Origin of the sequence: Amycolatopsis sp. Hca4 (assembly GCF_013364075.1) — a bacterium.
In the GTDB taxonomy this organism is placed as follows: domain Bacteria; phylum Actinomycetota; class Actinomycetes; order Mycobacteriales; family Pseudonocardiaceae; genus Amycolatopsis.
The window spans coordinates 10,108,458-10,131,538 of the sequence record NZ_CP054925.1 but is presented as its reverse complement, the minus strand read 5'-3'; the positions used below and the strand labels follow the sequence as shown (position 1 = coordinate 10,131,538).

Annotated in this window: 28 protein-coding genes; 14 read left to right on the top strand and 14 right to left on the bottom strand. The window is 72.4% G+C overall.

Going from position 1 to position 23,081, the window contains the following annotated elements:
* The first annotated feature begins 53 nt into the window (after positions 1 to 53).
* Complete coding sequence (locus tag HUT10_RS45895; protein WP_176176946.1) at positions 54 to 653, top strand: TetR/AcrR family transcriptional regulator; 600 nt, start codon at positions 54 to 56, stop codon at positions 651 to 653.
* On the opposite strand, the gene HUT10_RS45890 is transcribed toward HUT10_RS45895, so the two are convergent.
* The 3 genes from HUT10_RS45890 to HUT10_RS45880 all read right to left on the bottom strand — a co-directional run bounded on the left by HUT10_RS45890 (position 641) and on the right by HUT10_RS45880 (position 3,393).
* Positions 641 to 2,047: an NAD(P)/FAD-dependent oxidoreductase gene (locus tag HUT10_RS45890; RefSeq protein ID WP_176176945.1), complete on the bottom strand. Its 1,407-nt coding sequence runs from the start codon at positions 2,045 to 2,047 to the stop codon at positions 641 to 643. The genes HUT10_RS45895 and HUT10_RS45890 overlap by 13 nt on opposite strands.
* A gap of 1 nt (position 2,048) precedes the next feature.
* On the bottom strand, positions 2,049 to 2,612 hold the full coding sequence (locus tag HUT10_RS45885; protein ID WP_176176944.1) for a hypothetical protein: 564 nt from the start codon (positions 2,610 to 2,612) through the stop codon (positions 2,049 to 2,051).
* 187 nt (positions 2,613 to 2,799) lie between these two features.
* Positions 2,800 to 3,393, bottom strand: a complete 594-nt coding sequence (locus HUT10_RS45880) for a TetR/AcrR family transcriptional regulator (protein ID WP_176176943.1) — start codon at positions 3,391 to 3,393, stop codon at positions 2,800 to 2,802.
* Positions 3,394 to 3,499: 106 nt separating this feature from the next.
* Here HUT10_RS45880 and HUT10_RS45875 point away from each other — a divergent pair, with 106 nt between their 5' ends.
* On the top strand, positions 3,500 to 4,198 hold the full coding sequence (locus HUT10_RS45875; protein WP_176176942.1) for a DJ-1/PfpI family protein: 699 nt from the start codon (positions 3,500 to 3,502) through the stop codon (positions 4,196 to 4,198).
* Between the two features lie 86 nt (positions 4,199 to 4,284).
* Here HUT10_RS45875 and HUT10_RS45870 read toward each other — a convergent pair whose 3' ends face one another.
* Together HUT10_RS45870 and HUT10_RS51550 are read right to left on the bottom strand one after the other, a co-directional pair.
* A complete protein-coding gene (locus tag HUT10_RS45870) occupies positions 4,285 to 5,841 on the bottom strand; it encodes an alpha-L-arabinofuranosidase B (protein ID WP_176176941.1) in 1,557 nt (518 codons plus the stop codon).
* 51 nt (positions 5,842 to 5,892) lie between these two features.
* On the bottom strand, positions 5,893 to 6,072 hold the full coding sequence (locus HUT10_RS51550; protein WP_254897325.1) for a hypothetical protein: 180 nt from the start codon (positions 6,070 to 6,072) through the stop codon (positions 5,893 to 5,895).
* Positions 6,073 to 6,740: 668 nt separating this feature from the next.
* Between HUT10_RS51550 and HUT10_RS45860 the strand changes: the two genes are divergently transcribed.
* Entirely contained in the window at positions 6,741 to 8,225 is a 1,485-nt protein-coding gene (locus HUT10_RS45860; protein WP_176176940.1) for a non-reducing end alpha-L-arabinofuranosidase family hydrolase, read from the top strand.
* 144 nt (positions 8,226 to 8,369) lie between these two features.
* A complete protein-coding gene (locus HUT10_RS45855; RefSeq protein ID WP_176176939.1) occupies positions 8,370 to 9,338 on the top strand; it encodes a helix-turn-helix domain-containing protein in 969 nt (322 codons plus the stop codon).
* A gap of 50 nt (positions 9,339 to 9,388) precedes the next feature.
* On the opposite strand, the gene HUT10_RS45850 is transcribed toward HUT10_RS45855, so the two are convergent.
* From HUT10_RS45850 to HUT10_RS45830, 5 genes are all read right to left on the bottom strand, one after another.
* Positions 9,389 to 10,129: a D-Ala-D-Ala carboxypeptidase family metallohydrolase gene (locus HUT10_RS45850; RefSeq protein ID WP_254897324.1), complete on the bottom strand. Its 741-nt coding sequence runs from the start codon at positions 10,127 to 10,129 to the stop codon at positions 9,389 to 9,391.
* 23 nt (positions 10,130 to 10,152) lie between these two features.
* The gene (locus HUT10_RS45845) at positions 10,153 to 11,472 is read right to left on the bottom strand and encodes a GH25 family lysozyme (protein ID WP_254897323.1); all 1,320 of its coding nucleotides are present in this window, start codon (positions 11,470 to 11,472) and stop codon (positions 10,153 to 10,155) included.
* A 161-nt stretch (positions 11,473 to 11,633) separates the two neighbouring features.
* Positions 11,634 to 12,191 carry a hypothetical protein gene (locus HUT10_RS45840; protein WP_176176938.1) on the bottom strand — a complete coding sequence of 186 codons (558 nt, stop codon included), beginning with the start codon at positions 12,189 to 12,191 and terminating at the stop codon, positions 11,634 to 11,636.
* A gap of 92 nt (positions 12,192 to 12,283) precedes the next feature.
* Positions 12,284 to 13,006 carry an anti-sigma factor gene (locus HUT10_RS45835; RefSeq protein ID WP_176176937.1) on the bottom strand — a complete coding sequence of 241 codons (723 nt, stop codon included), beginning with the start codon at positions 13,004 to 13,006 and terminating at the stop codon, positions 12,284 to 12,286.
* Positions 12,963 to 13,574 (bottom strand): RNA polymerase sigma factor, encoded by a 612-nt coding sequence (locus tag HUT10_RS45830; protein ID WP_217709701.1) that lies wholly within the window; start codon positions 13,572 to 13,574, stop codon positions 12,963 to 12,965. The genes HUT10_RS45835 and HUT10_RS45830 overlap by 44 nt, the downstream gene beginning before the upstream one ends.
* Before the next feature lie 225 nt (positions 13,575 to 13,799).
* Between HUT10_RS45830 and HUT10_RS45825 the strand changes: the two genes are divergently transcribed.
* Together HUT10_RS45825 and HUT10_RS45820 are read left to right on the top strand one after the other, a co-directional pair.
* Positions 13,800 to 14,624 (top strand): DUF4397 domain-containing protein, encoded by an 825-nt coding sequence (locus tag HUT10_RS45825; RefSeq protein WP_176176935.1) that lies wholly within the window; start codon positions 13,800 to 13,802, stop codon positions 14,622 to 14,624.
* A complete protein-coding gene (locus HUT10_RS45820; protein WP_176176934.1) occupies positions 14,621 to 15,301 on the top strand; it encodes a class F sortase in 681 nt (226 codons plus the stop codon). Before HUT10_RS45825 ends, HUT10_RS45820 begins: the two co-directional genes overlap by 4 nt.
* A gap of 1 nt (position 15,302) precedes the next feature.
* Here the strand turns inward: HUT10_RS45820 and HUT10_RS45815 are convergent, their stop codons facing one another.
* Complete coding sequence (locus tag HUT10_RS45815) at positions 15,303 to 15,998, bottom strand: hypothetical protein (protein ID WP_176176933.1); 696 nt, start codon at positions 15,996 to 15,998, stop codon at positions 15,303 to 15,305.
* A gap of 189 nt (positions 15,999 to 16,187) precedes the next feature.
* A complete protein-coding gene (locus HUT10_RS45810) occupies positions 16,188 to 16,397 on the bottom strand; it encodes a CsbD family protein (RefSeq protein ID WP_176176932.1) in 210 nt (69 codons plus the stop codon).
* 180 nt (positions 16,398 to 16,577) lie between these two features.
* Here HUT10_RS45810 and HUT10_RS45805 point away from each other — a divergent pair, with 180 nt between their 5' ends.
* From HUT10_RS45805 to HUT10_RS45775, 8 genes are all read left to right on the top strand, one after another.
* A complete protein-coding gene (locus HUT10_RS45805; RefSeq protein ID WP_176176931.1) occupies positions 16,578 to 17,018 on the top strand; it encodes an Asp23/Gls24 family envelope stress response protein in 441 nt (146 codons plus the stop codon).
* 73 nt (positions 17,019 to 17,091) lie between these two features.
* Entirely contained in the window at positions 17,092 to 17,268 is a 177-nt protein-coding gene (locus tag HUT10_RS45800; protein WP_176176930.1) for a hypothetical protein, read from the top strand.
* Between the two features lie 3 nt (positions 17,269 to 17,271).
* Positions 17,272 to 17,646: an Asp23/Gls24 family envelope stress response protein gene (locus HUT10_RS45795; RefSeq protein WP_254897322.1), complete on the top strand. Its 375-nt coding sequence runs from the start codon at positions 17,272 to 17,274 to the stop codon at positions 17,644 to 17,646.
* Positions 17,643 to 18,170, top strand: coding sequence for a DUF6286 domain-containing protein (locus tag HUT10_RS45790; RefSeq protein WP_176176929.1), 528 nt, complete (start codon positions 17,643 to 17,645; stop codon positions 18,168 to 18,170). The genes HUT10_RS45795 and HUT10_RS45790 overlap by 4 nt, the downstream gene beginning before the upstream one ends.
* Positions 18,167 to 18,730, top strand: a complete 564-nt coding sequence (locus HUT10_RS45785) for an alkaline shock response membrane anchor protein AmaP (RefSeq protein WP_176176928.1) — start codon at positions 18,167 to 18,169, stop codon at positions 18,728 to 18,730. Before HUT10_RS45790 ends, HUT10_RS45785 begins: the two co-directional genes overlap by 4 nt.
* A gap of 42 nt (positions 18,731 to 18,772) precedes the next feature.
* Complete coding sequence (locus HUT10_RS45780; RefSeq protein WP_176176927.1) at positions 18,773 to 19,057, top strand: hypothetical protein; 285 nt, start codon at positions 18,773 to 18,775, stop codon at positions 19,055 to 19,057.
* Between the two features lie 35 nt (positions 19,058 to 19,092).
* The gene (locus tag HUT10_RS50170; protein ID WP_217709700.1) at positions 19,093 to 19,344 is read left to right on the top strand and encodes an alpha-amylase family glycosyl hydrolase; all 252 of its coding nucleotides are present in this window, start codon (positions 19,093 to 19,095) and stop codon (positions 19,342 to 19,344) included.
* The gene (locus HUT10_RS45775; RefSeq protein ID WP_217709699.1) at positions 19,341 to 20,705 is read left to right on the top strand and encodes an alpha-amylase family glycosyl hydrolase; all 1,365 of its coding nucleotides are present in this window, start codon (positions 19,341 to 19,343) and stop codon (positions 20,703 to 20,705) included. Before HUT10_RS50170 ends, HUT10_RS45775 begins: the two co-directional genes overlap by 4 nt.
* On the opposite strand, the gene HUT10_RS45770 is transcribed toward HUT10_RS45775, so the two are convergent.
* Positions 20,695 to 22,320 carry a glycoside hydrolase family 13 protein gene (locus HUT10_RS45770; protein WP_176176926.1) on the bottom strand — a complete coding sequence of 542 codons (1,626 nt, stop codon included), beginning with the start codon at positions 22,318 to 22,320 and terminating at the stop codon, positions 20,695 to 20,697. The two genes, HUT10_RS45775 and HUT10_RS45770, sit on opposite strands and share 11 nt — an antisense overlap.
* 29 nt (positions 22,321 to 22,349) lie before the next feature.
* Positions 22,350 to 23,069, bottom strand: coding sequence for a DUF2267 domain-containing protein (locus tag HUT10_RS45765; protein ID WP_254897321.1), 720 nt, complete (start codon positions 23,067 to 23,069; stop codon positions 22,350 to 22,352).
* Between the last annotated feature and the right edge of the window lie 12 nt (positions 23,070 to 23,081).

The following is a 23,081-nucleotide window of genomic DNA, read 5'->3' as shown; positions in this document are numbered from 1 at the left end:
ACGAGACTCTCTAGAGGGCGCACTCTAGAAGGCGCGTTCGCTATCGTCAACGCATGCCACGCCTCGTCCACGACACGTCGGCGATCCTCGACGCGGCCACCCGGCTGCTCTCCGCGGGAAGCGCCGACGCGATCACCATCGCCGGCGTGATCCGGGAAGCCGCGGTGTCCAGCGGCTCCGTCTACCACCGGTTCCCCAACCGGGCGGCCCTGCTGGCCGCCGTCTGGAACCGGGCGGTGCAGAGCTTCCACGACGAGCTGTACCCGCTCTTCGACGGCGAGCCGGTGGCCGCGGCGGTCGCACTCGGGCGCCGGACCGTGAGCTGGTGCCGCGACCACCCGGCCGACGCCCGCGTGCTGCTGGCCGGCCTCGCCTCCTTCGAACCCGCCGCCTGGCCCGCGGAGAGGCGGGACGCGCGCCAGGCCGACCAGGAGCGCTGGGACCGGCAGATCCGCGGCCTGGTGACCGGCCTCCGGACGGCGACCGGGCGGGCGACGGCGGAGATCCTGCTGATCGTCGTCGACCTGCCGTACGCCGCCGTCCGCCGCTACCTCGGCGCCGACCGGCCGATCCCGGCAGCCCTCGAGGACATCGTCGAGCGCGCCATCCGGTCGGCGCTCACGGACACCGGCCGGGTGGGTCAGCGGCCGTAGGCTTCGAGCAGCCGCAGCCACACTTCGCTGACGGTGGGGAAAGCCGGCACCGCGTGCCAGAGCCGGTCGATCGGCACCTCGCCGGCGATCGCGACGGTGGCCGCGTGGATCATCTCCGCGACGTCCGGGCCGACCAGGGTGCAGCCGACGATCACCTTGCGGTCCTCGTCGACGACCATCCGGGCCTGCCCGCGGTAGCCCTCGGCGTGCAGGGCGGATCCCGCGGTGGCGGCCAGGTCGTAGTCGACGATGCGGATGTTCAGCCCGGCCGCCACGGCCTTGGCCGCGGTGAGGCCGACGGACGCGACTTCCGGCTCGGTGAAGACGACCTGGGGCACCGCGCGTTCATCGGCGGTGGCCGCGTGCCGGCCCCAAGGAGCGTCGTCGACCGGCTCGCCCTTGGCGCGGGCCACGATGACGTCCCCGACCGCGCGGGCCTGGTACTTGCCCTGGTGCGTCAGGAGAACCCGCCGGTTGACGTCGCCGGCCGCGTACAGCCAGTCGTTGACCCGCAACGTGTCGTCGACCGTGAGCCAGGCACCCGGCTCCAGGCCGATCGTGTCCAGGCCGAGGTCCTGGGTGTTCGGCGTGCGGCCGATCGCGACGAGCAGTTCGTCGGCTTCGATCTGCTCGCCGTCGGTGAGCGTGATGGACACCGTGCCGTCGTCGTGGCGCTTGACGGACCCGGCCTCGGCGCCGACGCGCACCGAAACGCCCTTGTCCCGCAACGAGGCTGTCACGTGCTCGCCGACGAACAGCTCGTTGAGGTGCAGCACGCCGTCACGGGCCAGCATCGTCACCGACGAGCCCAGCTCGCTGAACGCCGTCGCCATCTCCGAGGCCACCACCCCGCCGCCGATGACGGCGAGCCGGGCCGGAACCTCCTTCGCGGCCACGGTTTCGCGGCTCGTCCACGGCTTGGCGTCGCGGAGGCCTTCGATGTCCGGGACGAGTGCGCCGCTGCCGGTGGCCACGACGACCGCGTGCCGCGCGGTCAGCCTCGTGACGGTGCCGTCGGCCGCGGTCACCTCGACGACCCGGTCACCGGCGATCCGGCCGTGCCCGCGCAGCAGCGGGACCCCGACCGAGTCCAGCCAGGAGACCTGGCCCTCGTCGTTCCAGTGCGACGCGAACTCGTCGCGACGGTGGAGGACGGCGGCCACGTCCAGCTCGCCGGTCACCGCTTCCCGCGCGCCAGGCACCTGCCGAGCCGCGCGGAGGGCCGCGCCGCTGCGCAGCAGCGCCTTGGTCGGCATGCACGCCCAGTAGGAGCACTCACCGCCGACCAGTTCCCGCTCGACGATCGCGGCGGTCAGCCCGCCCTGCACCACCCGGTCGGCCACGTTCTCCCCGACCGGGCCGGCCCCGATGACGACGACGTCGTAGGTCGACATGTCAATTCCCCTTCGCGGCGCGGCCGAGCCGGATCGCCGAGACGAGGAAGAAGATGCCGCCGAGGACGGCGTAACCGGCCACCCCGGACAGTGCCGGGTTCGCCGCGGAGGCGCTGATGACGAAGTTGGCGCCGGCCAGCACGGAGATGCCGCCGCTGAGGATCATCGGCCACTGGCCGCCCATCTTGCGGCGGGAGATGCCGACGACCAGCTGGACCAGACCGGCCACGATCGCCCAGGCACCCCACACCCGCAGCACCGCCGGGATGCCCGACGCGGCGGCGACGCCGATGCCGATGGTGGCGAGCAGGCTGATCGCCATGTTGACGTACAGCCCGGTGACCGAGCCGTTCCCCTTCGCCGAGCGAGCGTCCACGACGGCCGAACCGACGTCGAAGAGCGGGTAGACGACGACCAGTGCCACGCCGATCGCCCCCAGGCCCGACTTGGTCGTCAGGAACACCAGGACCGCCCACACGATGGCGAACGCGAACCGCACGAAGTACAACCGGCGCAGCGCCGGGGCGAACCCACCAACGGCGGGCGAGTCGACAGTAGTCACCATGATCCCTTTCGCAAGACCGAACGTTCTATCTCATGTCAGCCTGGCGGTGGCGCCGTCCGAAGTCAAGACCGAACGTTCTATCTGAATTCTTACGCGCGGCTTCCGCGCGCGGAGACGGGCAGCAGGCGACGCACGGGCACCCCGGCGAGGGTGGACCGCGTTCAGGCAGCCGGGGCGGATGGCCGCGTCAGTTCCCCGCGGCGTCGAGGCGGTGCTGCAGGATCCCGTCGACACCCTGGAGGAACGTGGCGCAGACTTCGGCGGGATCGCCCAGGCAACCGGCCGCCATCGCGCCGTCGCGCAACATCACGAAGTGCCGCCCGGCGGGCTCGGGCGGGGTCTCCCCCACCTGCGCGAGCAGGTCCGTGACCGTGCTGCGGAACCAATCGCGATGAGCGAGGACGGCTTGGTGCACCGGATGGGCCGGATCCGGGTACTCCGCCACCGCGTTGAGGAAGGCGCAGCCGCGGAAGTGCGGCGACCCGATCCCGTCGGCGATCACCCCGGCGATCCCCCGCACGGCGTCGACCGCCGGCAGGCCACCGGCGATGACCTTGTCGATCCCGTCGCGCTCCATCTCGTGGACACCCTGGAGGTACGCGACGACGAGGTCGTCCTTGCTGGGGAAGTGCCGGTACAGCGTGGCGCGGGTGACCTTGGCCTCCGCGACGACCCGGTCGATCCCGACGGAGTGCAGGCCCTCGGCGTAGAAGATGCGCGTGGCCGTCGCGAGCAGCCTCGACCGCGCTTCGGAGACCTGACCTCGAGCGTTCGGCGCCATCTTGCCAGTTTAGCGGATAGAACGATCGGTATCGCCGGTCCCGGGAACTCCGCCGAGGGTGCGCACGACTGCTGGAGCGACCCTCCCCGGCAGAAAGGCGTCACCGATGGAACGCAGGGACTTCCTCCGGCTCTCCGCCGCCTCGACGGGCACCGCCGCCCTCGCCTCGCTCGCCACCGCAGGCACCGCTTCGGCCGCGCGCGGGACCCTCCGCGTGCAGATCCTGCTCTTCGACGGCGTCGAAGAACAGGACGTCGTCGGTCCGCTCGCCGTGCTGGGCCACGCCGGGCACCAGGGCGGCAAAGTCCAGGTGAGGCTGGTCAAGCGCGGTGCGCCGGGCGTGGTGACCGGCACCTTCGGCACGCAGTTCGCGGTGCCCGCGACCTGGAACCCGAACGCCGGCGGCGACGTCCTCCTCGTCCCCGGCGGCGGGTACGCGGCGAAGGACGGCCCCGGGGTCAACGCCCTGATCGAGGACGAGGAGTTCCTGCGCGACCTCGGCCGTACCCGGCACGCCGTCATCGCCGGGGTGTGCACCGGCGTCCTGGTGCTCGCCGCGGCCGGCCTGACCGAGGGCCGCCCGTGCACCACGCACCACCTCGCCAAGGCCGACCTCGCCGCCCGGAAGGCACGGGTGATCGACGCCCGCGTCGTCGACGACGGCGACCTCGTCACCGCGGGCGGGGTCACCTCGGGGTTGGACCTCGCCCTTTGGCTGGTGACCCGGGAACTCGGCGCCGAAGTGGCCGTGGGCGTGGAATCGGTGCTGGAGTACGAGCAACGCGGAGCGGTGTGGCGCCGGTGACGACGGTGGCCGGTCCCTCGACGTGGGAACGAGCACGGCTCCCCCGCGACGCTGCGGGAAAGCCGTGCTCGCGGCCGGTGTGGGGATCAGCTCCAGGGCGAGGCGACGAGCCAGCTCGTGTCCTGGGCCCACGAAGTCGTGGCGTCCCAGGCGTTGCTGCCGCCGTTGCTCGCCACGTAGCCGGTGAAGTTGTAGTGGCGCACGTACTTCGCCGGGTAGTTGACCGACTGGAACGAACGTCCGACGCCGCTGTTGCCCGGGGTCGAACAGAACGTCGCGTCCTGCGCGAACGCCGTCCCGCCGTCGTCGGCGTTCAAGTGGAGCTGGAACGCGTAATGACGCAGGAACCGGCCGGGCTGGTCGAGGGACTCGAACGACAGGCACGACGAATTGGCCAGACCGGCCCGCACGACCCAGGTCGCGTCGGCCTTGAGCCCCGCCGCGCTCGAGGAGTCCACGGCGGAGATGACCACCTTGTCGTCCGAGTCGTTGTGGCGCAGGTAATCGGACGTGCAGCACGCCGTCGTCGCCTGGAGGGAGACCTTCGCTCCCGGGGTGAGGGTTCCGGCTCCGGACGGGGCGCTGCTGTAGCCGGCCGCCGTGATGTTGGCCTGGACTGCGTTCTCGGTCGCGTCCGAGGGGTAGCCCGACGTCATCACGCCTTCGTAGAACGTCCCGCGGCCGCCGACGCTGTTGTCGCCGCCGATGCCGAGGATGATCGCGCCCTGCTTCTTCATCGGGTTGTACCCGGCCGCATTCGGCCGGACGCCGTTGTAGTAGGTGGACAGGCCGCCCGACTGGGCGTTGGCGCCGCGAATGGCCCACTGGTTCGGACCACCCTTGACGATGGCCGTCTGGAACCGGTTGGTGACCGTCGGGTCGCCGGCGTTGAAGTGCTGGTTCACCCCGGAGAACAGGCCGTTCTCCAGGTCGGCCATGATCCAGGGACCGGCGCCGCTGCCGTAGCCCCAGCCCTTGTTGTTGCCGAAGTAGATGGCCTCCATCGTGCCGTTTCCGTCGTCGTTGCCGGACGTTTCGGCGTTGCCGTAGTCGAAGCAGCAGCCGCCGTTGTAGTTCGTGCCGTCGAAGATCGCGTACATCCCCTCCGGCTGGTCACCGGTCGCGATGCCGTGGGTGTTGTTGTTGCGGTAGCCGGTGCCGGGCGCCACCGACACGCCGTACGCCTTGTGCCCGGCGACCGTCACCGGCGCCTCGAAGGCGTTCGCGAGGTTGTCGTTCCCGCCCGCGGCCGGCCCGGGCCAGTACCCCCGGAGCGCCTGGGTGAGGTGGTTGCCCTTGCCGGACTCGTCGTAGATCACCGAGATCACGCAGCTGGTGCCGGCGCAGAAGGAATCCTGCGCGGCGGCGTCGGCGTACCCGCCGGCGCTGAGCACGCCGATGTCCCTGGTCGTGTTGTCGGAGGCCCGCCGCACCTGGTACAGCGGCCCGTTGTAGGCCGCGTACAGGGCACGCGTGGTGCTGTGCGCGGCGACGCACGGGGTGCCGCCGGCGGCGTAGATGTCGCACGGCCCTTGCGCCGCGGCCTGCGACGTCGTGGCCGTGGCCGCGAGCAGGCCGGCGGCGAGACTGGTGGTGGCGCCGGCCGCGAGGAGGGCGCGGCGGATCCACGGTGGACGGGTCATCGGATCTCCTTCACACAGGGGGAAATGCGTCACTGAACTTCCGGTGCGTGGTCAGGACCAAGGGGAAGCGGCGAGCCGGGAGGTGTCCTCACGCCACAGTGAGGTGGTGTCCCAGGCGTTGGCGCCGCCGTTGCTCGCGAGGTAGCCCGCGGAGGCGTGGTGGCGGATGAACTTGGCCGCCGTGTCGTGCCGCAGGAATTCGCTGGTGCGGCAGGAAGTGGTGGCCTGCAACGAGACCCTCGCCCCGGCGTGAAGGGGGTGGTGCCGGCGCGGTAGCCGGCCGCCGCGACGTCGGCCTGCACCGTGGCGTCGGAGGGGTACCCCCTGACCACGGCGCCTTCGAACAAGGCGCGGGTGGTGCGCCGCGACGCACGGCCTGCCGCCGGCGGCGTGGATGTCGCCGGGGCCTTGCCCGGCGGCCCGCGAAATCCCGGCGAAGGTGACCAGAGCGGGCAAAACGAGCGTCACCACGACCGCGGAGACCGTCGCTCGGCGGCGCGATCGGCGAAACACGGACAGCGCGGGCACCATGAACTCCTTTGTTCACCGATGACGAATGTTAGCGCTAACAGTTCAGTGGCTGAGGTCTTTCGCTCGAATTCGGAGGGGGAGCCATCACTATCGACGAACACCGGGAGCACGTCAAGACGCCGAAAGCATCTCTCGCCCTCGTGTCCCTTATGGACGGATTGCCGGGAGTGCCTCGCGTTCCGGAAACCTGCCCGTTACGTCTTGACGCCACCGCGGTTATCGTTCACAGTCCTCTGGTGCGTTCAGGCGCACCGCCGGTCGACCAACCGTCCCACCCACCCCCACCGAATTCCCACCGACCGCGACCGGCAAAATGTTAACGCTAACATTCGGCCGTCACCGGTCCTGCTCGTGAAGGGAACGATGCAATGTCGCTTGGGTTCTCACGCACCGCGAGGTGGCGGCGCCGCCGGCGGGTGGCAGTGGCCGGTGCGGCGGTCGCGCTGGTCGCGAGCGGACTGCTGACGGTCGCCGCGGCCCCGGCGTCGGCCGCCACCGTGGACACGGCCGCCTGGTACGTCCTGGTGAACCGCAACAGCGGCAAGGCCCTCGACGTCAACGGCGCGTCCACCGCCGACGGCGCCGCCCTCATCCAGTGGACCCGCACCAACACGACCAACCAGCAGTTCCAGTTCGTCGACGCCGGCAGCGGGAACTACAAGCTGCGCGCCCGGCATTCCGGCAAGCTCGCCGACGTCCAGGGCGCCTCCACCGCGGACGGCGCCCCGGTCGTCCAGTGGACCGACAACGGCGGCGCCAACCAGCAGTTCAGCCTGGCCGACGCCGGCAGCGGGTACGTCCGGCTGGTCAACCGCAACAGCGGCAAAGCCCTCGACGTGCAAGGCGCCTCGACCGCCGACGCCGCCGGGATCGTGCAGCAGACCGGGTCCACCGGCACCGACCAGCAGTGGCAGCTCGTCCAGGTCGACGGGGGCGCCGCGGCCTGCCCGCTGCCCTCGGCCTACCGCTGGAGCTCGACCGGCCCGCTGGCGAACCCGAAGTCCGGGTGGGTCTCGCTCAAGGACTTCACCAACGTCGTCCTCAACGGCAAGCACGTCGTCTACGCCACCACGCACGACACCGGGACGAACTGGAAGTCCACGAGCTTCAGCCCGTTCACGAACTGGTCCGACATGGCCACCGCGAGCCAGAGCACGATGTCCTTCGGCGCGGTCGCGCCGACGCTGTTCTACTTCGCGCCGAAGAACATCTGGGTCCTCGCCTACCAGTGGGGCTGGCCCGACACGTTCTCCTACCGCACTTCGAGCGATCCCACCGACCCCGGCAGCTGGTCGGCGCAGCAGACGCTGTTCACCGGCACGCTCCCCAGCGGGGCCCCGATCGACCAGACCCTCATCGGCGACGGCACGAACATGTACCTCTTCTTCGCCGACGACAACGGCAGCATCTACCGCGCCACCATGCCCATCGGCAACTTCCCGGGCAGCTTCGGCGCGAGCTACACGAAGATCATGAGCGACACCCCGGCCAACCTCTTCGAAGCGCCGGAGGTCTACAAGGTCAAGGACCAGAACCAGTACCTGATGATCGTGGAGGCGCGGGGCACGAACGAACACCGCTTCTTCCGCTCGTTCACCGCCACCAGCCTGGGCGGCACGTGGACCCCGCAGGCCGCCACCGAGAGCAACCCCTTCGCCGGCAAGGCCAACAGCGGCGCCACCTGGACCAACGACATCAGCCACGGCGACCTGGTCCGCACCAACCCCGACCAGACCAAGACCATCGACCCCTGCAACCTGCAGTTCCTGTACCAGGGCCGCGATCCGGGCTCGGACGGCGTCGACTACGGCCTCCTGCCCTACAAGCCGGGAGTGCTCACGCTGCAACGCTGAAGCCACCCCGGGACGGCGGTCCCGCCTTCCGGCCGAGCGAGGCTCGGCCGGAAGGCGCAATCCGTCAGTTTCTGCCCGGAGAGCGGGAGGACGGTGTTAACTTCCGTCCGTCATCCGCTGCCCGAGCGAGGTGTTCGAGTCACAGTGACACTGCACACGGACAAGTTCGCCGCCTACCTGCGCATGCTGAAGGACCGGAGCGGGCAGGGCTATGAACGGCTCGGCAAGCAGGCCGGGGCCAGTGGCTCCAGCCTGCACCGGTACTGCTCCGGCAAGAGCGTCCCCGCCGACTACCGCGTCGTCCACTCGTTCGCCAAGGTCTGCGGCGCGTCCCCAGCGGAACTGCGCGAACTGCACCAGCTGTGGGCACTGGCCGACGCCGGCCGCGCCGACGAACCCGACCAGGCCGAAACCGGGACCGAGGCCGGTGACGACGTCCCGCCGCCCCGCCGCCGGCGTGCCTACGCCGCGGCGGCCGTCGCGGTCGTGGTGGCGCTGGCGGGCGGGCTGGTCTGGTTCACCACCAGCGCGTCCGCACCCGCCACCGGCCGGTACGCCGACCGGATGCTGTTCTCCCCCGGGTGCGAGCCGCCGGTGAGCATGGGACAGCACGACGAGTGCGTCACCGAGGTGCAGAACCTGCTGGTCGCGGCGCACGGGCGGCTCGCGGTCGACGGCTCGTTCGGGCCGGAGACGCTGCGCCGGGTCACCGCGTTCCAGGTGCTGGCCGGCCTGCCCGCCCGCGGGGTGGTCGACGAGCCCACCAAGACCGCGCTGTACGACCGGCGGACCAGCATGGCGACCTGGCCGGCGGCCGCGGTGGAGCAGCGGGTCCGGGCCGTGTTCACCGAAGCGCCGGACACCGCGGTCGCGATCGCCCGCTGCGCCTCGTTCCTCGACCCGCTCTGGGTGCTGCCGAACACGAACGGCAGCCGCAACTGGGGCGTCTTTCAGATCTCCGACGCCCGCCTGCTGGAGCTGGGCGGCTCGCCGCGGCAGGCGTTCGACCCGGTCTGGAACATCGACGCGGCGCACCGCCTGTGGAGCGTGCGCCACGACTTCCACGACTGGCCGGCCTGCTCGGCGGCGCTGGCGGCCGCGCCGGCGCGCTGAGTGCGGCCGGCGCCGGCTGGGGGACCCGCGCCGGTCCCCCAGCCGGAGGATCAGACCGTGCCGTTCTCCCACCACCAGGACCGGCCGAGATCGGCGCGGCTGTCCACGTGCTGGTGGTCGGTGTTGTAGGTCTCCAGCCCGGAGAACCCGCACGTCTCGGCCTTCTGGTACACGGTCTTGTTGGCCACGCCCGGCACGTTCAGGTCGGCCGCGGTGCCGTAGAGGTGCATGCTGTCGCTCGCCCCGCCGATCTCGGCGTTGTGCGCGATGCTGCGGAACCCGGAGTTCACCGTGATCGGCTTGTTCCCGAGCTTCTTGCGCAGCGCCTCCAGCTTGTACATGCAGCGCCGGGCGTTCTCCTTGGCGGTGGCCGCGCTGACCTTGCCGCCGTTGAAGGTGCCGCTGTCGCGGTCGGTGAACTCGCTGAAGTTGAAGTGGACGGTGGACCCGTCGCTCTGCTCCAGCGCGTTGAGCGCGGCCTGGGTGGCCGGGCCGACCTGGGCGTCGGCGCCGAGGCCGTAGGCGGTCTGGAACCGGCGGACGGCCGCCGCCGTGCCGGCGCCGAACTCGCCGTCGATCGAAACCCGGCTCTGGCTGGCGTGGTCGGCCGCCCAGCCCGCGACGCGGATCTGGAGTTCGGTGACGTCGGCGCCCGTGTTGCCCTGCACGAGGGTGCGGGACCACGAGTAGGCCTGGGCGGTGCCCGACAGCAGCAGCGGGCTGACCGCCGCGGTGGCGCCGAGCACGACAGCGCCGCGCAGCACCGTGCGGCGGCTCATGGAGGGGGTCATTCTCGTCCTTTCCTAGCGGGGGTTCACCGGTTGGCGAGCTGGTCGAGGTCGGCCTGGGTGCCGTTGAAGACGTCGCCGGTGGCGGGCGCGGGGATGCCGTCGGGGATGGCCGCGTCGGTGTACTGCCACATCAGCCAGGTCCGCGACCCGGCGGGCAGCGCCGGCTGCGTGACGGACTGCCGGTAGTCGGCGAGCTGCATCGGGTACGCCGACAGCGCCGTGGTGCCGCCCAGGCACGCGTCGAGGAACGACTTCTGGGTGTAGATGATGGGGGTCCGGCCGAACGCCGCCTGGACCTTGTCCAGCCACGCCTTGGCGTCGGCGACGGTGACGTACGGCGGGCAGCCGCCGGAACCGTCGTCCTTCCACTCCAGGTCGAACACGGGCGGCAGGTCACCGGCGCGCTTGCCGGTGTACCCGGTGGCCTTCACCGCGGCGATGAACCGGTCCGCCTGCGCGCCGCCGGTGTTCGCCGCCGTGCCCGTGTAGAAGTGGTACGGGCCCACGGCCAGGCCGGCGTTGCGCGCGGCGGGCAGGTCGGTGGCCAGGTAGTCGTCGGTGACGTTCAGGCCGCGGGTCGCCTTGACCGTCGCGAACTCGACCCCGGACGCCTTCACCGCGCCCCAGTTGATGGCCGCGCCGCCGGGGTGCTGATACTTGGCCGTGTCGACGCCGTCGATCGGGTGCCCGGCGGGCTTCGGCGGCGTGCAGTAGGTGTTGCGGCTCGACCAGTCGGTCACCTTCGCCCAGGTGGTGGGCCCGGCGACGCCGTCGGCACTGGCGTTGACGCAGTGCTGGAACTGGATCACGCGGGTGCGGGTGCCGTCGCCGAACTGGCCGTCGACCGTCAGCGGCGGGTAGTGGCCCGGCTCCATGGCGAGGTTCAGCCGGCACTGCAGTTCCTCGACGTCCGCGCCGGTGGACCCGCTCTGCAGGGTCGGGCGGGCGGTGGAGTGGCCGCACACGACGCTCTGCGCGGTGCCGGCCGTGCCCTGGGTGGCGCACTTGCGCGGCCGCGCGGCCCAGGAGTTGAGGGCGGCCCAGGTGTTCGGCCCGATCTGCCCGTCCACGCTCAGCGCGGCGCACTGCTGGAACACGCGCACGCGCGCGTCGGTCGCCGGGCCGAAGGAGCCGTCGGCGGCGATGGGCGAGTACCGGCTGGCCTTGGTCGCCAGGTTCAGTTCGCACTGCGCCTCGGTGACCGGGGCACCGGACGCGCCTTCTTTCAGGGTGGGCTGGGTACTGGTGTGCCCGCACACCGCAACGGGTTCGGCCGCGACCGCGGGAGCTGCGGCGGCGGGGACCGCCAGCAGCACCGCGACGGCCAGAGCGAGTCTCTGCATGCCGAGAAGGCTGGCAGCGGCCGGGCCGCCGATCGCGCTTCGGCGGCCCGGCCGGGACGCCGGGACGGTCCCGGGCCATCGGACCTGCGGGAACGCCGTCTCCGTGGGACACAGCCGGGACGTGCCTTCGGCTCCGCCCCTCGCGGCGGCGAGGGGTGGGGCTACTTGCGGACCATCGGGTTGCCGTACCCGATGACCAGCCCGGCGGTGAACGCGCTGACGCCGAACGTCTTGTTCAGCAGGGCCGCGGCCGGGGCCGTCAGCGCCAGGGTGACGCCGTCCGGCGTCGCCGCGCCGATGGTGAACAGGTCGGCGCGGCTCCCGAAGTCGATCCGGCCGCTGAGCACCCCGCGGTTGAGGTCGATGGTGTAGCTGGTCAGGTACAGGCACTTGCCGCCTGCCCGCAGCAGCAGCCCGCCGACGTGCTCGATGGTGCCGTCCTTGGGGTTGCCGACGATCGTGAACCCGAAGACCGTCTTGCCGCCCGGGTGGCTCACCCGGGCCAGCACCGGCGAGACCTTGACGCCGAGCGAGGTGAGCGCCGCCGCGGCCGCCGGGTCGAGGGTGAGGTCGGTCCGGCCCTTGCCGAAGTAGTGGGGGTGGTGGTGCGACGCGGTGGGGGACGCGGCAGCCGGCTGGGCCGCCTGCGCGGGCGCCGCCACCACCCCGGCCATGGCGGCCGCGGCCACGATGGACATCCCGAGCATCCGAACGCGCATGGGTCACTCCGTTCCCGTTGGTTGCTGGACACCGGGGATACGCGCTGGGGAGCGCGTTCGGATGCAGCGGTCTTCGCGGAGTTTTGCGGCGGTCAGGCGCGCACGGTGCCCTGCAGCATGCTCGTCCCGTGTTCCTGCTGCCCCAGCTGCTGGGCCGAGACGTCGACCACGGGGAACGCCTGCAGGGTGACGGTGGGCGGGATCGCGACGTCGGCTTCGGTGCCGGCGGTGACGCCCAGCGGGATCATCGTGGTCTTGCCGTCGTAGAGCCACACCTGGTAGAGCCCGGCGGGATCGGGCATCCCGGCGAGTTCGAGGTGCAACCGCAGTGCCCCGGAGCCGGTCCGGAGGACCTGCACCTCCCCGGAGGCACCCGCCGGGGCGGCGGCCTGCCGCTGCAGCTGCACCTGGGCGACCACGCGGTCCGGCTCACCGCCCGTGGCCGGCAGGGTCAAGGTGGCGACGGCGGTGATCCCCGCGGCGGCCGCGGCCACGACGCCGTACCGCACCGCGCCGGCGAGCCGGCGTTTGCGCGGCGGGTTCGGCGTGGCACGGTCGTCGCCGACCGCCGTCAGCCGTGGCGGCTCGCTCGCGGACTGCCCGGTGTCGGCGGCGATCCGCGCCCACACCGCTTCGCTCACCGGAGGCAGCGACGCCTCCGCCTCCGCTTCGCGGCCGAGCCCCGCCACGGTGCGCAGGGCCTCGTACTCGTCGCGGCACGCGGCACAGCCGTTCAGGTGAGCTGCGTCGGCCTCGCCGGGTTCCTGCTGGTCAAGGGCGAGCAGGACGAGCCGATCGGAGTCGGGGTGCGTCATCATCCACCTCCTCGGGCGGGTGATCCAGGTGGGACCGGAGGTTCTGCATGCCGCGGCGCAGGTGGCTCTTCACCGTTCCCAGCGGCAGTCCGGTGCGCTCGGCGATCTGGGTGTGGGTCAGGTCGGCGTAGAAGGCCAGCTCCAGGACCTCGCGCTGGGCGGCGGGGAGGCGGGTCAGCCCGTCGGCGACGACGAGCCGGTCCACGATCCGCTCCGGCGACTCCCCCGTCACCGGCTCGGGCGGGGTCGCCGCCGCCACGGCGTCGCTGTCGCGCTGGGCCCGGCCGCGGGCGCGCAGGAGGTCCACGATCCGGCGCCGGGTGATGCCCAGCAGCCAGGTCAGCAGGCCGGCCTTGGCCGGGTCGTAGGTGTGCCGTCCGTTCCACGCGGAGACGAACGTGGCCTGCACGATGTCGTCGACGTCGGCCTGGTCGCGCAGGCTGGCCCTGGCCAGCCGCTGCACCGCGGGGCCGTGCCGGTCGAACGCCGCGCGCAACGCATCCGGCTCGCCGCCGGCGAACCGCCGGGCGAGCTCGTCGACGGTGCCGCTCGCGGCGTCGTGGAGCACGACCGACACCCTAGCCGTACCTGCCGGCGACGCGACGTCGTCAGTCAGCAACATCCGGCGCACACCTCCGTTCCGCCCGGCGAGCCATCCAGGGGGTACGTCGGCGCGGCCGCCGTCGGATGCAGCGTCCGCCGTCTTGTGAGCAGCCACACCGCGGTGCATCCGGGATCCGGTTCCCCGGCGAATGACCGGGTACTTCCTTTCCCCGACAGCAAGGAGCAGTCGATGCGCCGATTCGGGCAATCCCTCGCGGTGGTGGTGTCCGCCGGGGCGCTGGCCACCCTGACGATCCAGGGCCCCGCCGCGGCGGCCGCCGCGGAGTCCATGGTGTCGGTCGTGCACGGCATTCCCGGCCAGCCGGTCGACGTCTACGTCAACGGCAAGAAGACGCTGGACAACTTCCAGCCTGCCACCGTGGCCGGCCCGCTCAGCCTGGCCGCGGGCACCTACGACGTCGCGCTGACCAAGCCGGGCGAACCGGCCTCGAACCCGCTGCTGGAGAACAAGGCACTGGCCGTGCCCGGCGGCAAGAACCTCAGCCTGGTCGCCCACCTCGACACCGCGGCGAAACCGGCACTGACCGCGTTCGTCAACGACGTTTCCCGCACGGCACCGGGCAAGGCCCGGCTGGTGGTCCGCCACACCGCCGCAGCCCCGGCGGTCGACGTCCGCGCCGGCGGGAAGCCGGTCTTCCCCGGCCTGACCAACCCGAAGGAGGCCATGGCCGACCTGCCTGCCGGAACGGTGTCCGCCGACGTCACCCTGGCCGGCACCGGCACGGTCGTGCTGGGCCCGAAGGACCTCGCCCTCGCGCCGGGGACCGAGACGATCGTCTACGCGATCGGCTCGGCGGACGCCAAGACGCTCACCCTGGCCGCCCAGACGATCAAGAACCTGGGTGCCGCACCGTCGTCGATGCCGACCGGCAACGGCGGTCTGGCCGCCGACACCGGCACCGGCTCCTGGGCCCGGCCGGCCGCCGGTGGCCTGCTGGTCGCGCTGGCGGGGGCGTTCCTGCTGCGCCGCCGGGTGCAGCGCGCCTCCCGATGAACGGACGACGTACCGGCGGTGTGTCCCGGACGGCCGGGGCACACCGCTACGCCCTCGCCGCCGTTGCCGCCGTCGCCGTCGCCGTTGTCGTCGGCGCCGTTGTCTTCGGCGCCGCCGCTACTCCGCGCGCGACCGGCGACCGGCCCTCCGCCGCGTCCGTCACCGGCGCACAGCCGCTCGTGGGTGCCGCACCGGCCACGCAAGCGGCCGCGCTTCCCGGCCCGGAGGCGGTCATCGCGCCGACCAGGCTGATCATCCCGGCCATCGGCGTCGACGCACCCGTGGTTCCCGTCGGCGTCGACGACACGGGGGCGTTCGCCGCTCCCGACCGGGTCGGCACCGTCGGCTGGTACCGCTACGGACCCGGCCTCGACGCACCCGCGGGCTCACTGGTCATCGGCGGCCACGTCGACAGCGCCCGGGAGGGCCCCGGCGCGTTCTTCCGCCTCCGCCGCCTCGAACCCGGCGCCCGGCTGCAATTCACCGGCACCGACGGCAGGACACGGGACTACACCGTCACGGACCGCCGTCAGATCCCCAAGTCGGCCATCGACCTGCAGGCTTATTTCGACACGACCGGCAGCCCCCGCATCACGCTCTTCACCTGCGGTGGTGCGTTCGACCGGGCCACCAGGAACTACGAAGACAACATCGTGGTCACCGCCGAACCGCGGTAGGTCATCGGCTCCCCCACACCGCGTAGTCCACCGTGACTTCGCCCGATGAGCGGGAGTCGGAGAACGTGAACACCGCGAGGTTCCTCTCCGTCGTCAGGGCGCAGACCGCTCGCCCGGACGCGGTACCGCTGCGCGGCACCCGGGTGAGCCGCAGTTCGGCGGGACACCCGTCGGGCCGGGTGTCCGTTCGGGCGGACAGCGCCAGCGCGGTACCGGAAACCGCACTGATACCGGTGCTGTCGACGACGATGTCGGCGCCCTCGCTCGGGAAAGCGGTCTTGCCCGCGTCGAAGTCGTAGCCGGTCGAGGTGCCCAAGGAGACGCGATCGGCGGCCAGTTCGCGGAGTTCCGGAGGCGGCGGCGAGTCCGTCGTCCGGTCCACGGTGGGCCGGGTCGACGTGGCCGGCTCCGTAGTAGCCGTCGAAGCCGGTGGGGTGACCGGCGAAGCGGAACTCGGAGGCTGCGGAGTGGCTGTCGGCTGCGGCGGCGAATCGTGGCCGCCCCACAGGGCGACTCCGCCCGCCACGACCAGGCACAGCACACCGAGGGCCGCGGTCACCCTGATCCCGGTAGGGGTCAGCGGGCCGTGCCGGTTGAGCGGCGGCAGCCTGAGGGCCCCGCTCGTGCCGGCGGCGAGGAGCAGCGCGACGGCGATCACGAACACCGCCAGCGCCGACGGATCGGCCCACCCCCTCATGCAGCGGGCTCCCCGCTCTCCGCGGCCCTGACAGTGACCCGGACTTCACGCTGTGGCATGGGCTTCTCCTCGGTCAGGAGCTAGGTCGCTCCCCACCGCGGAGGGGTTACAGCCTGAGGACGCATCCCGCGAAGACCGGTGGCCGGCACGCTCCCTCTCGCCGCGCCGGCCACCGGTCCCCGCGTGGGCTCAGTCCTTCTTCAGAACGTTCTTGACCTTGTCCACGGCGTCCCCGACCGCGTCCTTGACGTTCTCGACCGCGTCCTTCAGGCCGGCCTTCGCCTGGTCCGCCTGGCCTTCCGCGCGCAGTTCGTCGTCGCCGGTGGCACGGCCCGCCGCCTCCTTGGCCCGGCCGCCGAGGTCTTCGGCCTTGTTCCCGATCTTGTCGCCCAGCGACATGAGCCGCTCCTTTCGTCGGTCACCGTCCTTCGTGGACGGTCCTGCCCATCAAGACACTCGAGCGCGCCATTCGTCATTGCCCCGGTCGCGTGACCCTGTTCATACGAACGGGGCCGTGACGATTCCCGCGCACCCCGGGTCTTCCCGGCACAACGGTTCACCCGACGAAGGAGGAACACCATGGCCGAGCAGACCACGACCGCCGCGGACGCGACCGGCACGCTGGTGACCAGCCAGGGCACCACGACGATCGCGGACACCGTCGTGCAGAAGATCTCCGGCCTCGCCACCCGCGAAGTTCCCGGTATTCACTCCCTCGGCGGCGGCGCCGCCCGCGCCTTCTCCGCCATCCGCGAGCGCATCCCGGGCGCGACCGCCTCGGCCGGGCAGGGTGTCTCCGTCGAGGTCGGTGAGAAGCAGGCCGCGGTCGACCTGCAGGTCGTCGTCGAATACGGCGTGTCCATCGCCGATGTCAGCCGGTCGGTGCGCCGGAACGTGATCACCGCGGTCGAGCGGATGACCGGCCTGGAGGTCGTGGAGGTCAACATCGCGGTCGGCGACCTCAACCTGCCCGGTGACGACACCGGCGACACCGGCTCCGACACCGGCCGGGTGCAGTGACCGTCGGCGTCGTGCTCCGCTACCCGGCCACGGCCGGCGAGGCCACCCCCACCACGGATTGACGGAGGTTCTCATGAACGCCACCCGGACAGGTCTGCTGACCGGTCTCGTCCTCGGTCTCGCCCTCGCCTTCGGCGGCTTCGGCGCGTTCCTGGCCGTCCTCGTGCTCGGCGCGATCGGCTTCCTGGCCGGCCGCCACCTCGACGGCGCCATCGACCTCGGCCGGCTGCTCGGCCGGGACCGGGGCTGACCCGTGACCACCCCAGTGCCCGCCGAAGAGCGAGGCCGGCTGGTCATCTCCGGCCACGCCGTCGCCCGGATCACCGCCCACGCCGCCCGCGAGGTCGACGCCGTCGGCGGTGCGGCCGGGCGCGTCCTGGGCCTCGCGCTCGGCAGCGAAGACGCCGACCGCCCGGTGCAAGCCGACGCCGAGGTCGACGGCGGCCGGGTGCGGCTGGCCGCCCGGCTGTCCGTCACCTACCCGGCTTCGGTCGCCCGCACCACCGAACGGGCCCGGGCCCACCTGCGCGACCGGGTCGGCGAGCTGACCGGTCTCGATGTGACACGGGTGGACATCACCGTCACCGCACTCCACCCGCCGGCCCCGTCCTCGAGGAGGGTTTCGTGAAACGCCGCCCCCGCCGCACCACCCCGGCTGTGCTGACGGCGCTGGTCGTGACCGCCGCCGGCGTCCTCGCCGCCACCGTGGCCGTCCAGCTGATCCTCGGCGAGCGCCCGTGGCTGGACTACGGCGCGCTCGCCCGGCGGCTGCACGAGCTGCGCTGGGCCGACCTGCCGGTCGTCGTCACCGGCGGGTTCGTCGCCCTCCTCGGCCTGGTCCTGGTGCTCGCGGCCGTGCTGCCGGGCAAGCTCACCGTGCTCCCGCTGCGCGGCGACCCGGACTCGGGCGCCGCCCGCCACAGCCTGGGCTCGACCCTCCGGGCGGCCGCGGCGCGGGTCGACGGCGTCGAGAAGGTGCGGCTGAAACTGCGGCGGCGCACCGTCCGCGTCCGGGTGCGGACGCGCCGCACCCGCCCCGACGGGATCGCCGACGCGGTCCGCGTCGCGGTCGCCGCGCGGCTGGACCGGATCGATCCGGTCCGCCGTCCCGAGGTCAAGGTCCGTCTTCGCGCACTGAGGAGCACGTCGTGAACCGCCCCGCCGGTCTCAACCGGACGCTGCTGGTCATCGCCGGCCTGCTGCTGATCGCCGCCGGGGCGATCCCGGCCGCGATCCGCTTCCACTGGCTGCCGGCACTCGGCGGGAACCGGCCGATCGTGCCGGGCACCGCGCTGCCGCCCACCTGGGTGCTCTCCGCGACCGCAGCCGCCGGCATCGTCGTGGCGCTGGCCGGACTGCGCTGGCTGGCCGCCCAGCTGATCCGCAAGCCGGCCGGCCGCACCTGGCAGTTCGAGGCCGATCCCGGCGCCGGCCGCACCGAACTGGCCACCACCGTGGCGATCGGGCCGTTCACCGAGGAGCTGCGCGGCTACCCGGGCGTGCGCACCGCGACCGCGTCCCTCACCGGCTCCCGCGAGCACCCGGAGCTGTTCGCGGTGGTCTCGGTCGAGCAGGACGGCGATCCCGCCGCGATCCGCGACCGCATCCGCGAAACCGGGGTGCCCCGGCTGTGCCAGGCCCTCGACCTCGACGACCTGCCCACCCACGTCGAGCTGCGCTTCACCACCGCGGCCGGCACCCGCGTCGCCTGACCCGGGCGTTTGCCGCCGCAGTCACCGGGTATCGCCCGTGACATGGCCGAAAAGGACGAACTGACGACCGAAGATCTGCGTGCCGAAGAATTCGACCGGGCCGCGGTGGGCACCGTGCTCGCCGCCGGTGACTGGGCGAGCTGGGACGACCTGCTCGACTGGCTGCGCACCGAAGGCCCGGGTGTCCCCGAGCTGTCACCCGGTGCGCTGCGCGGCATCCGCCAGGACGCCGAACGGGCCTGCGCCACGGGATTCCCGCTCCCCCACGACCCGGACCACCTCTACGCACTCCTCCGCGGCCAGCACCTCGCCCGGGCCCATGACTGAGTTTGTCCCGGAGGCCGCCGGGTAGCCGCCGCACCGTGGATCGCTGGTACCGCAACGGGGTGATCTATTCCCTCGACATCGAGACCTTTCAGGATTCCGACGACGACGGCGTCGGTGACCTGTGCGGCCTCACCGACCGGCTGAACTACCTCGGCCGGCTCGGGGTGAACACGATCTGGCTCAACCCGTGCCACCCCTCCCCGCGCCGCGACGGCGGCTACGACATCACCGACTACTACGGCATCGACCCGCGCTTCGGCTCGCTCGGGATTTCGCCGAGCTCGTGAGCCAGGCCGACGAAACCGGTATCCGGATCGTGCTCGACCTGGTCGTCAACCACACCAGCGACGAGCACCCGTGGTTCCGGTCGGCCCTGTCCGGCCGGGAGGCACCGCACCACGACTGGTACGTGTGGGCCGACCGCGAACCGGCCGACCGGTGGGAAGGCGCCGTGTTCCCCGGCTCCGAAGAGGAGACCTGGACCTACGCCGAAGCCGTCGGCCGCTGGTACCGGCACCGGTTCTACCGCTTCCAGCCCGAACTCGACGTCGAGCACCCCGCGGTGCGGGCCGAGCTGGCCAAGATCGTCACCTTCTGGCTGCGGCTCGGCGTCGCGGGGTTCCGGATCGACGCGGCCCCGTTCCTCATCGAGTCACGCGGGCGACAGGACTTCGGTCTCCTGCGGCAGCTGCGGGAAACCGCTTCCTGGCAACGCGGGGACGCCGTGCTGCTCGCCGAGGCGAACGTGCCCGAGGACGACCTGCTGGAGTACTTCGGCACCGCCGACGACCAGGCCAGCCGCGCGACGATGCTCTTCGACTTCCGGCTCAACCAAGCCCTGATGCTCGCACTGGCCCGCGGCGACGCCGAGCCGGTCCGGGAGCGGTTGCGGTGCTCACCGCGGCTGCCCGCCCAGGCCCAGTGGGCCACCTTCCTGCGCAACCACGACGAGGTCGACCTCGGCGGCCTGTCCCCGGACGAACGCGGCGACGTGATCGGCCGGTTCGGCCCCGAGCCCCACATGCAGCTCTACGACCGCGGCATCCGGCGCAGGCTGGCCTGCATGCTGGACGGCGACCGGCGGCGCCTGGAACTGGCCTACAGCCTGCTGCTGACCATGCCGGGCAGCCCCGTGCTGCGCTACGGCGACGAGATCGGCATGGGCGAGGACCTGGCGCTGCCCGAGCGCACCGCGATCCGCACGCCGATGCAGTGGTCCGACGGGCCCAACGGCGGGTTCTCCCGCGCCGCGGCCGAGCAGCTGGTCGCCCCGCTCGTCGAAGGCGGGCCGTTCGGCTTCGAACGGGTGAACGTCCTCGGCCAGCGCCGGGACCCCAACAGCCTGCTGACCTGGTTCGAGCGGGTGCTGCACACCCGCAAGGAGTGCCCGGAGATCGCCGTCGGCAGGCACGAACCCGTCGACGGCGGCCGGGCGGAGGTCCTGGTGCACCGGGCCGAGACCGCGAAGGGCCGCATGGTGTTCGTGCACAACCTCGGCCCCTCCGCCTGCCGGGTCCGCATCCCGGCCGGGCCGGACGACCGGGCACTGGCGGTGTTCGAGGACAGCGGCTACGACGGCCGGATCGACCCGGAGGACGTGGCCGTCGCCGGCTACGGCTACCGCTGGTTCCGGCTCGTCACCGCCTGACCAGCCACGCCGCGGCGTCCACCGGGAGGCGGCCGCCTTCCGGCGGCACGCTGGCCAGCAGCACCCGCGCACTGTCCGGCAGCTCGACGGGCTCGGCGGAGAGGTTGACCACGCACTCGAACCCCGGCTCACGGGCGAAGGACAGCACGCCCTCCGGCGCGGGCAGCCACGTCATGGTGCCGTCCCCCAGCGCGGGGTGTTCTCGCCGCGCGGCGAGAGCGGTGCGGTACAGGCAGAGCATCGACTCGGGGTCGTCGCGCTGCGCCTGCACGGTCAGGTCCCGCCACCGGGCCGGCTGCGGCAGCCACGTCGGCACGCCGTCGCCGGTGAAGCCGAACGGCGGCACCGTTCCCGACCACGGCAGCGGCACCCGGCAGCCGTCCCGGCCCCGCTGGGTGTGACCGGAGCGCTCCCACGTCGGGTCGGTGAGCACGTCGTCGGGCAGGTCCTCGACCTCTTCCAGCCCGAGTTCCTCGCCCTGGTAGAGGTACGCGCCGCCGGGCAAGGCCAGCATCAGCAGCAGCGCCGCCCGGGCCCGCCGCCTGCCCAGCGGCAGATCGGCCGGTTCGGACGGGCAGGGGTGGTCCTCGATCCGGGTGTTCGCGCGGCCGAACCGCGTCACGTGCCGGACGACGTCGTGGTTGGACAGCACCCAGGTGGCGGGCGCCCCCACCGCGTGCACGGCGTGCACCGTGCAGTCGATCACCGAGCGCAGCGCTCCGGCGTCCCAAGAACAGCGCAGGAAGTCGAAGTTGAACGCGGTGTGCAGCTCGCCCGGGCGGACGTAGCACGCCAGCCGCTCCGGCTTCGCGACCCAGGCTTCGGCGACGAACACCCGGTCCGGGCCGAACTCGTCCGCGACCTTGCGCCACGACCGGTAGATCCCGTGCACGCCCTCGAGGTCCCAGTGCGGGTGCCGGATGCGGTCCGGCGGTGCCATCAGATCTTCGTGGCCGGTGCCCAGATCGGGGAACGCCGAGTCTTTCACCAGGCCGTGGGCGACGTCGATGCGGACGCCGTCGACCCCGCGGGAGAACCAGAACCGCAGCAGGTACTCGTACTCGGCGCGCACGTCCGGGTGGGCCCAGTTCAGGTCCGGCTGTTCGGGCGCGAACAGGTGCAGGTACCACTCGCCGTCCGGCACGCGCCGCCACGCGGGACCGCCGAAGACGCTGCGCCAGTCGGTCGGCGGCAGCTCGCCGTCGTCGCCGCGCCCCGGCCGGAAGTGGTACCGCGCCCGTTCGGGCGAACCGGGCCCGGCGGCCAGCGCGGCCCGGAACCACCGGTGGCGGTCGGAGGTGTGGTTCGGCACGACGTCGATCAGCAGCCGCAGCCCGGCCCGGTGCACCTCGGCGATCAGCTCGAGGGCGTCCGCGTCGGTCCCGAACAGCGGGTCGACGGCCCGGTGGTCCTCGATGTCGTAGCCACCGTCGACCATCGGCGAGCGGTAGAAGGGCGTCGTCCACACGGCGTCCACGCCCAGGTCTGCCAGGTAGCCGAGCCGCGCGCGCAGGCCCGCGAGATCGCCGGTGCCGTCCCCGTTCGCGTCGGCGAAGCTGCGGGGGTAGACCTCGTAGACGACGGCGTCGCGCCACCAGTTCTCGGAATTGTCCATGAGAACCGGGTAGCCAGCTCCGGCCGCGCTCAACCAGGTCGTCCCCCGGACCCGACGGCGGCGACGACCTCGTCGATCCGCTCGGCCAGCCACAGGTCCGGCTCGGTGACGACTCCTTCACGAGTGGTCAGCAACCGGAAGGTCACACCTCCGTCCACCTGCTCGACGTGGGCGTGGTCGTTCATCGCCCGCGCCTCGCGCTGGACGCGCTCGACCAGCGGCGTGATCCGGTCGGCGGGCAGCTCCACCGTGCGCTCGATCCCGTGCCGGTCCCCCGACCACCCGGTCAGGTGGCGCAGGCCGCGGGCCACCTCTTCGTCCGTCAGCCGCGTCGGGACCTCCGGCCGGTGACTCGCCGCGTCGCGGGGCGACTCGCCCGCGGGCCTGAGGGTCTCGACGACAGCGCGCGGGAGCCGTCCGCGAAGCTCCTCGGCGAGCGCGGGATCGGTCCGGGTCAGCGCGGTCAGGACGGCCTGGGTCAGGTAGCGGCCCCGCTCGGGCGTGGTCCGCAGCCGCCGGGCCACCGCCGCTTCGACGTCGGTGCCCGACTCCAGGTTCGCCGGTCCGGCATCCCGCACCGGCCCGGCCTCGGGACTCGGCAGCCGGCCGGCCAGCCACTCGCGCCCGGTGTCCGGCAGGCACCGGGCGAGCGCGGCGACGACGGCGGTGAGTACGGCCTTGGCTTCGTCCGGATCATCCAGCTCGGCCACGTCTTCGACGGCGGTCAGCCACTTCTCGTGCTGTACCACGGTAACTCCCTT